The 9,566-nt window shown below is 72.3% G+C and carries 12 protein-coding genes; 9 read left to right on the top strand and 3 right to left on the bottom strand.

The window, feature by feature from the left end; genetic code table 11:
* From JNK30_RS03205 to JNK30_RS03165, 9 genes are all read left to right on the top strand, one after another.
* Nucleotides 1–565 (top strand): metallophosphoesterase (locus JNK30_RS03205; RefSeq protein WP_293480121.1); only part of this gene is annotated, 565 nt, incomplete at its 5' end.
* Nucleotides 566–636: 71 nt separating this feature from the next.
* Nucleotides 637–1,674 (top strand): SDR family oxidoreductase, encoded by a 1,038-nt coding sequence (locus JNK30_RS03200; protein ID WP_293480119.1) that lies wholly within the window; start codon nt 637–639, stop codon nt 1,672–1,674.
* A complete protein-coding gene (locus JNK30_RS03195; protein ID WP_293480118.1) occupies nt 1,671–2,288 on the top strand; it encodes a hypothetical protein in 618 nt (205 codons plus the stop codon). The genes JNK30_RS03200 and JNK30_RS03195 overlap by 4 nt, the downstream gene beginning before the upstream one ends.
* Before the next feature lie 2 nt (nt 2,289–2,290).
* A complete protein-coding gene (locus JNK30_RS03190; protein ID WP_293480117.1) occupies nt 2,291–2,845 on the top strand; it encodes a TetR/AcrR family transcriptional regulator in 555 nt (184 codons plus the stop codon).
* An 83-nt stretch (nt 2,846–2,928) separates the two neighbouring features.
* Nucleotides 2,929–3,363, top strand: a complete 435-nt coding sequence (locus JNK30_RS03185) for an HIT family protein (RefSeq protein ID WP_293480115.1) — start codon at nt 2,929–2,931, stop codon at nt 3,361–3,363.
* A gap of 22 nt (nt 3,364–3,385) precedes the next feature.
* On the top strand, nt 3,386–4,573 hold the full coding sequence (locus JNK30_RS03180; RefSeq protein ID WP_293480113.1) for an LptF/LptG family permease: 1,188 nt from the start codon (nt 3,386–3,388) through the stop codon (nt 4,571–4,573).
* Nucleotides 4,570–5,628 (top strand): LptF/LptG family permease, encoded by a 1,059-nt coding sequence (locus JNK30_RS03175; RefSeq protein WP_293480111.1) that lies wholly within the window; start codon nt 4,570–4,572, stop codon nt 5,626–5,628. The genes JNK30_RS03180 and JNK30_RS03175 overlap by 4 nt, the downstream gene beginning before the upstream one ends.
* A gap of 4 nt (nt 5,629–5,632) precedes the next feature.
* On the top strand, nt 5,633–6,766 hold the full coding sequence (locus tag JNK30_RS03170; RefSeq protein WP_293480109.1) for a dATP pyrophosphohydrolase: 1,134 nt from the start codon (nt 5,633–5,635) through the stop codon (nt 6,764–6,766).
* Nucleotides 6,763–7,518: a nucleotidyltransferase family protein gene (locus JNK30_RS03165; RefSeq protein WP_293480108.1), complete on the top strand. Its 756-nt coding sequence runs from the start codon at nt 6,763–6,765 to the stop codon at nt 7,516–7,518. Before JNK30_RS03170 ends, JNK30_RS03165 begins: the two co-directional genes overlap by 4 nt.
* Nucleotides 7,519–7,545: 27 nt before the next feature.
* Here the strand turns inward: JNK30_RS03165 and JNK30_RS03160 are convergent, their stop codons facing one another.
* From JNK30_RS03160 to JNK30_RS03150, 3 genes are all read right to left on the bottom strand, one after another.
* On the bottom strand, nt 7,546–8,289 hold the full coding sequence (locus tag JNK30_RS03160) for a phosphocholine cytidylyltransferase family protein (RefSeq protein WP_293480106.1): 744 nt from the start codon (nt 8,287–8,289) through the stop codon (nt 7,546–7,548).
* 135 nt (nt 8,290–8,424) lie between these two features.
* Nucleotides 8,425–8,685 (bottom strand): SWIB/MDM2 domain-containing protein, encoded by a 261-nt coding sequence (locus JNK30_RS03155; protein WP_293480104.1) that lies wholly within the window; start codon nt 8,683–8,685, stop codon nt 8,425–8,427.
* Nucleotides 8,686–8,756: 71 nt separating this feature from the next.
* A complete protein-coding gene (locus JNK30_RS03150; protein WP_293480102.1) occupies nt 8,757–9,434 on the bottom strand; it encodes a dienelactone hydrolase family protein in 678 nt (225 codons plus the stop codon).
* Nucleotides 9,435–9,566: the final 132 nt, after the last annotated feature.

Below are 9,566 nucleotides of genomic sequence, written 5' to 3'. Positions count from 1 at the left end.
GGCCCACGGCGCGCCCGAGGCCTTCGCGCCCTGGCGCCCCTGGCTGGGCGACGGGGATGCGGACGGGTTTCCGTACCTGCGGGTGCGCGGCCCGGTCGCGATGGTCAACCTCTCGTCCGCGCGCCCCACGCCGCTGCACCTAGCCACCGGGACGCTCGGACGCGAGCAGGTCGAGGCCGCGCGGGCGCTGCTGGACCAGACACGCGGGCGCTTCCGCGTGGTCCTGGTGCACCATCCGGTGTCCCGCGGCGTCGTGTCGGGCCGCAAGTCGCTGACGGATGCCGATGCGCTGAGGGCCGCGGTCGCGGACGCAGGGTGCGAACTTGTCCTGCACGGCCATGCCCACGAGGCGGTGCTGAGCAGCCTGCCGGGTCCCGCCGGCCCGATCCCCGCGCTGGGCGTGCCCTCGGCGTCCACGCCCCTCGGCCGCCCGCACGACCAGCCCGCGCGCTGGAACGAGATCGAGGTCACGGCCGAGGGCGGCGGCTTCCGCGCCCGGGTCACGGCGCACGGCCTGGCGCCGGATCGGACGGTGGCGACGCTGGGGCGCTTCCACCTCATCTAGCGGCTAAACACCTTGTTTAGGCGGCTGGCCGGTTTATAAATGTGCATTCATTTATAAACGGGAGCGGTCGCATGGAGAGGCCTCTCGAGGGGCAGGTTGCGCTTGTGGCCGGCGCCACCCGCGGGGCGGGCCGAGGGATCGCCCGGGCGCTCGCCGAAGCGGGCGCGCGCGTCTACTGCACCGGGCGCAGCGCGGCGGGCCATCCGCCGGGCATGGACCGGCCCGAGACGCTGGACCAGACGGTCGCGCTGATCCAGGCGGCCGGCGGCCAGGCGGTCGGCGTCCGCGTCGACCACACCCATGAAGACGAGGTGGCGGCGCTCGCCGCGCGCATCGGCGACGAGGCGGGCCGGCTCGACGTGCTGGTGAACAGCGTCTGGGGCGCCGACCCGATGATCGACTGGGGCAAGCGCTTCTGGGAGGCGGACCTCTCGGGCGTGCGCGCCTATCTGGACCAGACGCTGGTCAGCCACCTGATCACCAACCGCCACCTGGCCCCGATGATGGTGGCGGCGAAGCGTGGCCTGATCGTCGAGGTGATCGACGGCCATCTGCCGGGATACCGCGGGCACCTCCTGTACGATCTCGTCAAGGCGGCGCTGGGACGGGCGGCCTACGGCATGGCCGCCGAACTGCTGCGCACCGGCGTGACCGCCCTCGCCGTCTCGCCCGGCTTCCTGCGCTCGGAGGCGGTGCTCGAGCACTTCGGGGTGACCGAGACGACCTGGCCCGACGCCGTCGCCAAGGACCCCTACTTCGCGGAGTCGGAATCGCCGGCGCTGGTGGGACGCGCGGTCGCGGCCCTGGCGGCGGACCCACAGGTCGGGCGCAAGGCGGGCCTCACCCTGTTCGCCGCCGACGTGGCGCGCGAGTACGGCTTCACGGACGTCGACGGGCGCACGCCGGACTTCCACGGGTTCTTCGACGCCCAGGCGAAGGCCATGGCGTCGGCCGACCCGCCGCCGCAGGACGACTACAGCCGCTTCCTGATGTGGTCGCGGTACTGGCAGATCCACCGCGTGCCCGAGCGGCGTGAACTGGCCGAGGACCTGGCGCGGGCGCTGGGCTTCGCCGACCTGGGGCCGGGCCTCGCGCCCGTGGCGCGATGAGCGCCGCGGCGCCCCCTCCCGCCGTCATCGGCCTGCGGGCGGGCCGGGGCGGCTGCGTGGCCGTCGCCGTGACGGCGGGGCCGCGCGTCGTGCTGTCGACCGTCCTCGCGACCGCGGAGCCGGGCGACCGCCTTGCCCTGGAGCCCTACGCCGTCGCCTACGAGCGGGCCCGGCAGGGCGCGACGGCCGAGGCCGCCGCGGCGGTCGAGGAAGGCCGCCGCCGTCAGGACGCCCTGGCCGCGGCGGCGCTGAGCGGGCTGGTGGAGCGGCTGCGGCGCCAGGGCGAGGCGCCCGCGTCGGCGGCGCTGCTGGTCAACCGCGCGGGCTGGATCACCGACCTCCTGGCCTACAGCCTCGGCGCGCCCGAGCACCCCGCGGTGGCCGAAGGACTGGCGGTGCGCGAGGCGATGCGTGCGGCGTGCCGGCATTGCGGCCTGACCTGCGCCGAGATCGACGAGAAGTCCCTGCCCGAGGCGGCGCGCGATCGGCTGACCCTCGGCGCGGACGAGATCGAGGCGACTCTCAAGGCGCTGGGCGCGGACGCGGGCAAGCCCTGGCGCAAGGAGCAGAAGCTGGCGGCGCTGGCCGCCTGGGCGCAGCTGGGAGCCCGCTAGGCGTGCCGCGGAAGAAGTCGATCAGCGACGAGGCGATCCTGGAGCGCGCCCTGCCCCTGATGGCCGCGGCGGGGCCGGCGGGGTTCACGCTGGCCGACGTGGCGCGCGACGTCGGCGTGTCGCCGGCCACGCTGCTCCAGCGCTTCGGCGACAAGCAGACGCTTGTGGCGCGCGCCTTCGCCCACGACAACGTCCGCTTCACGGCCTGGGTCGCCGGGCTGCCCGACGGCGTCGGCAGCGAGGTCGTGATCGGCATCTACACCGACGCCACCCGCCTGTTCGGAGACAACCCGAGCCTCGCCGACCACCTGCTCTGGCTTCGCGAGGACATCCGCGACCCGGCCATGAACCGCCTGGCGCGGGAGCGGTTCGCCCTGTTCCGGGACGCGATCGTGCGGCGGCTGCCGCCGCTGCCGATCCCGGCGGAGCGGGCGGCCGCGCTGCTCGACGCGCAGCACCACGGCGCCCTGGTGCAGTGGGCGATGGACCCGCAGGGGTCGCTGGCCGATCACGTGCGGCAAAGCCTCACCGACTGGTTCCGGCTCGCCGGCGCCTGAGCGCACGAAAGCCGCCGTTCCCGCTTTCGCCGCGGGGGGCCGGTCCCTATGATCGCGCTTCGCCGCATCGCCAGGGACGCACCGTGAGCAACGCCACCGCCCGCAAGTTCGGGCACCCGAACACCCTGGTCGCGGAGACCGCGAAGTGGCTGGTGCTCGTGCGGCCGCAGCAGCCGACGTACGGATCGCTGGTGGTGGTCTGCAAGGAGGAGGCGACGGCCTTCTCGGATCTCTCGGCCGAGGCCTTCGCCGATCTCAAGACCGCCGTGGACGGCGTCGAGGCGCTGCTTCGCCATACTGTGGCCTACGAGCGCATCAACTACCTGATGCTGATGATGGTCGATCCCGACGTCCACTTCCACGTGCTGCCGCGCTACGACGGCGAGCGCAGCCATGGCGGCCATGTGTTCCGGGATGCGGGCTGGCCGGGTCCGCCGGCGCTTGCGTCGCACGTCGCGCTGAGCGAGGAGGAGGCCGGCGCGCTGGCCGCCGAGTTCGCCGCCCTCTGGCGGGCATGACCGCCGCACCCCGGGGGACCGATTGAGCCGCATCGACCGCTACCTGCTCCGGCTGGCCTTCTGGCCGATGGTCGGGGCGACCGGGGTCACCCTGATCGCGCTGCTCCTGGAGCGCACGCTGCGGCTGCTCGACCTGCTGGCGGCGTCCAGCGACCGGTTCGGCTTCGTGGCGCAGCTCGCGGTGAACCTGGTGCCGCACTACGTGGGCCTGACCCTGCCGGCGGCGTTCTTCCTGGCGCTGATCATCGTCGTCAACCGGATGAACCAGTCCTCCGAGGTGGACGCCCTCCTGGCCGCCGGCGTGTCGCTGACGCGGCTGGCGGCGCCCTACCTCTGCCTGGCCGCGGGGCTGGCGGCGGTGAGCCTGGTGGTGTTCGGCTTCCTGCAGCCCTACAGCCGCTACGCCTATCGCGCCGTGCTGCACACCGCCCAGAACGCCGGCTGGAACGGGCTGGTCCCCGCCGAGACGATCCTGATCCCGTCCAAGGACCTGACGATGACGACCGACGCCGCCGATGCGGCCGGCCAGCAGCTCAGCCGGGTCTTCATCCGCCGGATCACCGAGAACGGCCGCGAGGAGATCACCACCGCCGGCATGGCCGAGGTCCGCCGCACGGCCGACGGCCGCAACGTGCAGCTGATGCTCAAGAACGGGCAGCAGCTTCGCTATGACCGCCAGGGTCACCCCGAGCTCCTCAGCTTCGAGGACTTCACGATGCAGCTGCCGGTGCAGGGGCCGGCCCGGCTGCTGCGCTCGCGGGGCGGCGACGAGCGGGAGCTGACCCTCTTCGAGCTGGCCGACCAGGCCGAAAGCGGGCGCACGTCGATCCCGCGCGACACCCTGCTGGGCGAGCTCTACGGGCGGCTGGCGCGCGCGCTGGTGTTGCCGCTGCTGCCGCTGCTGGCGGTGCCGCTCGGGCTGGCCGCCAAACGCAGCGGCCGCGCGCCGGGCGTGATCGTGGGCGGCCTCCTGCTGCTGGCGTTCTACCACGCCGTCCAGCTGGGCGAGGGCCTGGCCGACACGGGACGGGCGAACCCGGCGCTCGCCGTGGGCCTGCCCTTCGTGGTCTTCGCGAGCATCGCGATCGTGGTCTTCGTCAGCAGCCGCAAGCGGCCCGGGGAGACCCCGATCGGCCGGGTGATGGAGCTGATCGCCACCCAGGTCGCGCGCTTCAAGCTGCGGCGCGCGGGCCAGGCGCAGCCGGCATGACGCTCTCGAGCTACCTGCTGCGCCTGATGGGATCGCGGATCCTCGCGGCCCTGGCGATCATGGTCGGGATCCTGCAGATCCTCGACCTGCTGGACGTGACCACCGAGATCCTCGACCGCAAGCTGGGCGCCGAGGGCGTGGCCTACTACGCGATGCTGCGGCTGCCGCGCCTGATCGAGCAGGCGGCGCCGCTTTCGGTGCTGGCGGGCTCGCTGTTCGCCTTCGGCAAGCTGGCCGGCGAGAGCGCCGTGACCGCCATGCGCTCGACGGGGATATCGGCCTACCGCGTCACGATGATCGCCGCGCCGGCCGCCCTGGCCCTGGCCGTGGCGCAGCTCGCGATCGGCATGGTCATCGCCCCGCGCACCGACGCGCAGCTTTCGACGTGGTGGCAGAGCTCGACGCCGGCGGATCCGGACAAGGTGGTGGATCCCCTCACCTTCCGGCTTGGCGACGAGATCGTCGTCGCGGTGCCCCGAGATCCGGACGGACGGAGCCTGGAGAAGGTGACCATCTACCGGCGCGACCAGACCGGACGGCTGGTGCAGCGGACCACGGCGCGGGCGGCGGTCTACGAGAACGAGCGCTGGCGGCTGGTGGAGCCGCGGTTCGAAACCCTGGGCGCGGCCAGCATCGCCGAGGGCGCGGCGCGGTCCATGGACTGGTCGGATACCCTGAAGCCGGGGGACGTGCGGACGCTGGCCATGGGGCAGACGTCGGTGACCCCGGCGGAGGCCAGCCGGGCGCTCGCCGGCGGCCTCTCGGTTCGGCCACGGACGTTCTACGACACCCAGCTGCAGCGGGCCTGGGCGGCGCCTGCCGCGTGCCTGGTGATGCTGCTGCTGGCCGCGCCCGCGGCGCTGGCGAACTTCCGCGGCGGCGGCGCCACCCTGATCGTCCAGTGCTTGGCGTCGGGCCTGCTGTTCCTCGTGTTCGACGGCGCCTTCACGGCGCTGGGCGAGAACGGCGCCGCGCCGCCCCTGCTGGCGGCCTGGGCGGCGCCCGCCATGTTCGCCGCGTTCGGATTGACCATGCTGATCTATCGCGAGGGCTAGCGCCTTGGGGGGCGTCCAGATCCAGCCGGTCGAAACCGCCGCCGACCTTGAGCGGTTCATCCGCGTGCCGATGCGGCTGGGCGCGGGCGATCCGAACTACATCGCCCCCCTGATGTTCGAACGCCGGGAATCGCTCTCGGCCAAGGGCAACCCGTTCTTCGAGCACGCCGACGTGCAGTTCTGGCTGGCGGTGCGGGACGGCCGCGACGTGGGCCGGATCAGCGCCCAGATCGACCACCTGAACCCCACGACGAAGGACGGCGTCGGCCACTTCGGCATGGTCGCGGCCGAGGACGACGCCGAGGTCTTCGCCGCCCTGTTCGCCACGGCCGAGGCCTGGCTGAAGGCGCGGGGCTGCCGCACGGCCGTCGGGCCGGTGAACCTCTCCACCAACGAGGAGGTGGGCCTGCTGGTCGAGGGCCACGAGGCGCCCCCGATGTTCATGATGGGCCACGACGCGCCGCACACGCCCGGCCGTATCGAGGGCGCGGGCTACGCCAAGGCCAAGGACATCTTCGCCTATGTCTGCAGCGTGGCCGACGACCTGCCCGCGCCGATCCTGCGGCGGGTGCGCAAGGGTCCGGCCGAGGGCGTCACCCTGCGGATGCTGGACATGAAGCGTTTCGACGCCGAGGTCCGCACCCTCACGAGCATCCTGAACGACGCCTGGAGCGAAAACTGGGGCTTCACGCCCACCACCGAGGCCGAGACGCAGGCGCTGGCGACGACCCTGAAGCTGGTGATCGACCCCCGGCTCACCTGGTTCGCCGACATCGACGGCGAGCCGGCGGGCTTCATGGTGCTGCTGCCCAACATCAACGAGGCGATCGCCGACCTGAAGGGCCGGCTGTTCCCGTTTGGCTGGGCCAAGCTGTTGTGGCGGCTGAAGGTGAAGGGCGTGAAGACCGGCCGCGTGCCCCTGATGGGGGTGAAGCGCAAGTTCGCCGCCAGCCTGCGCGGCCAGCTCCTGCCCTTCCAGCTGATCGACGCCGTGGCCCAGCAGGCGCGCAAGCTGGGCTACGAGCGCTACGAACTCTCGTGGATCCTGGAGGACAACGCCGCCATGCGCCGCATCTGCGACGTGGGCGGCGCGAAGGTCTACAAGACCTATCGGCTGTACCAGAAGGCGCTCGCTTGAGCGGGTTCGCCGCGCTGGTGCTGGCCGGCTCGCGGCCCGGCGCGGTCGATGCGGTCGCGGCCTATGGGGAGGCGACGCACAAGGCGCTGATCCGGCTGCAGGGCCGCACGCTGCTGGCGCGGGTGGCCGTGGCGCTGCGCGACGCAGGCGCGGGCCGGATCGCCGTCGTCTCCAGCCACCCGGATGTGCGGCGCGAGGCCGAAGTCCTGGGCCTGGAGGTCCTGGACGAGCAGGCCGGACCCAGCCTGAGCGTCAAGGCGGCGGGCGCGCACCTGGGGACCCCGCTGTTGGTGACGACGGCGGATCACGCGCTGCTGGACGGCGAATGGATCCGCCGGTTCCTGGACGACACGCCGAGCGACGCCGACGTCGCCGCCCTCGTGGCCGCGCGCGCCACCGTGGAACGGGCGGCCCCAGACACCCGGCGCACCTGGCTGAAGCTTGCCGACGGGCACTGGAGCGGCTGCAACCTGTTCTACCTGGCCAACGCGCGCGCGCTGGCCGTGGTCGACCTCTGGCGGCGGGTGGAGGCCGAGCGGAAGCGCCCGTGGCGCATGGCCGGCATCCTGGGCGTCGGGATGCTGGCGAGCTATGCGCTGGGCTGGCTGACGCTGAAGGCCGCGGCCGAACGGCTTGGCCGTCTTGCCGGCGTCACCGCGGCGATCGTGGAGACGCCCTACGGCCTGGCTTCGGTGGACGTGGACAAGCCCGCGGACCTGGACCTGGTGCGGAAGATCGTCGGCGACGCGTAGCGGCCCCTCGCCGCGCGTGTCCGATCCTTAGGCCGGTGCGGTCCAGCCGCTGGAGAGGCGGTTGAGGTTGTCGACGTCCTGGGGGAAGTCCATTTCCCCCCATTCGAGCCCCTCGATGGAGCAGACCTTCACGTCGACGCCCGCGCGGGCGAGCTCGTCGATGACCGACAGGTACCAGCGGCGCAGGCCCTCGGGGTGGGCCAGGACGCTCTCGACGCCGGCGCGGAACTTGGCCGCGCCCGCCTTGGAGAAGCGCAGGAAGCCGATGCTCTCGGCGTCATAGGCCTCGATGGTCTTGCCGATGGCGACGAGGCGGCCGTGCTCGGTCAGCACCTTCATGTCGTCGGCGTCGTAGGCGGGCTTGCGGTCGATGGTGACCGTGATCTCCGCGGGCGGCGCCGCCAGCAGCGCCTCGGCCACGCCCGGACCGAACAGCGTGTCCCCGTTCAGCACCAGGATCTCGCGGTCGAATTCCTCGCGGACGATCCAGCACGAGGCGGTGTTGTCGCTGACGGTGTAGAAGGGGTTGAACGCCAGCCGGACGGGCATGGCGAGGCCCAGCTTCGCGATCTCGGCCTCCACGGCGTCGGCGCGGAAGCCCGTCACGATCACCGTTTCGGCCACCCCGGCCGCCTGCAGGCGCAGGAGCTGCCACGCCAGCAGGCTGCGGCCGGAGAGCTCGACCAGGCACTTGGGACGGTCCTCGGTGAGCGGCAGGAGGCGCTTGCCCTGGCCGGCGGCGAGGATGATGGCTCTGTTCGGCGCGGTCACGTGGTGGTCCGTTTGCGGAGCCGGCCCTTATGTCGGGCCGGACCCCAAAAGTGAAGAGACCTCGCAGGGCGAACAGCCCGCGAGGTCCCTGACACCGTACACGCGGCGCAATGCGAGGCGCCGCTGCATCCCGCCCTACTTCAGGTGGGCCGCCAGGTGCTTGTTCATCTCGAACATGCTGACCTTGTCCTTGCCGCCGAAGATCGGCTTCAGCTTGGCGTCGGCCAGGATCTCGCGCTTGTTCGCGGGATTCTGCAGGTTGTTCTTCTTGATGTAGTCCCAGATCTTCGAGACGGTTTCCCCGCGCGAAAGCTGGCCCGAGCCCACGACGGCAGCCAGTTCGGCGGAGGGCGTCAGGGGCTTCTGCAGGGCGTTCGTGTTTTTTCCAGTGGCCATGGGCTCCCCCAGCTAGTGAGTGTCGCACGACCGCCCGGCGGGGGGCCGGGTCCGAGTCGCTTGGATGCATCCTAACGCGGAAGAGGCGGCGCGCCACCGGAGATGCGCCACGGGGGGGCCGGCGTCGCCGGGTTGTCCGCCTCGAAGGCGCGCGACGCCGCTGCCGCGGGGCGCAGAACGCGGTGCATCAGGTCGATCAGGCCTGGCCCGTCCGGCTCCTCGCCGTAGACCTCGATGTCGAACAGGACGCCCGCCGCAGCCAACGCCGTCTCGACGACGCCCGCACGGCCCGCGTGTCCGCCAAGCTGGTATCCGATGCGGACGAACCCGTTGATTCTCTGGGCAATCTCCACCGCGGACCGGGGCCCGAAGCCACGCCCGCCGTAGGCCGCCACGGCGGCGATCCGCTCGGCGCGCCAGCCCGCGAGCACCAGCGCGAGGTCGGCCCCGGCCCCGAAACCAACCACGCCCACCCGTTCGTCGTCGCAGGCGCGCTCGTCCGCCAGGTGGTCCAGAGCGGCCCAGCCGGCCTCACGGCGGTCATCGGCCGAGAGGTCCGACAAATCGGGCGCCAGGACGAAAAAGCTGTGGGCGGATAACCGGGCCGCCCAGGAAAGCAGCCTCGAATCCAGCCCACGGCGCCCTCCGAGCAGCAGAATCGGCGGGTGGCGCCCGGGTGTGGGCGGGGTGGCGACGGCGGCGTCGACGGCGCCGTCGTCGAGGGCGATCTCGATCAGGGCGTGGGGCATGGACGAGACTTTATTCCTACTCGTTTTGTAGGAATATAGGGAATGTCTCGGCGCCTCTTCAGATTTGCTGGGGCGCGCCATGCCGGGTGGCGTCCGTTACGGCGCCCACGGGCCAACGGACGTTTGACATAA

The organism is Phenylobacterium sp. (assembly GCF_016793225.1).
Lineage (GTDB): Bacteria > Pseudomonadota > Alphaproteobacteria > Caulobacterales > Caulobacteraceae > Phenylobacterium.
The sequence above is the reverse complement of the archived record's forward strand: the minus strand, read 5'-3'. Positions and strand labels throughout refer to the sequence as shown.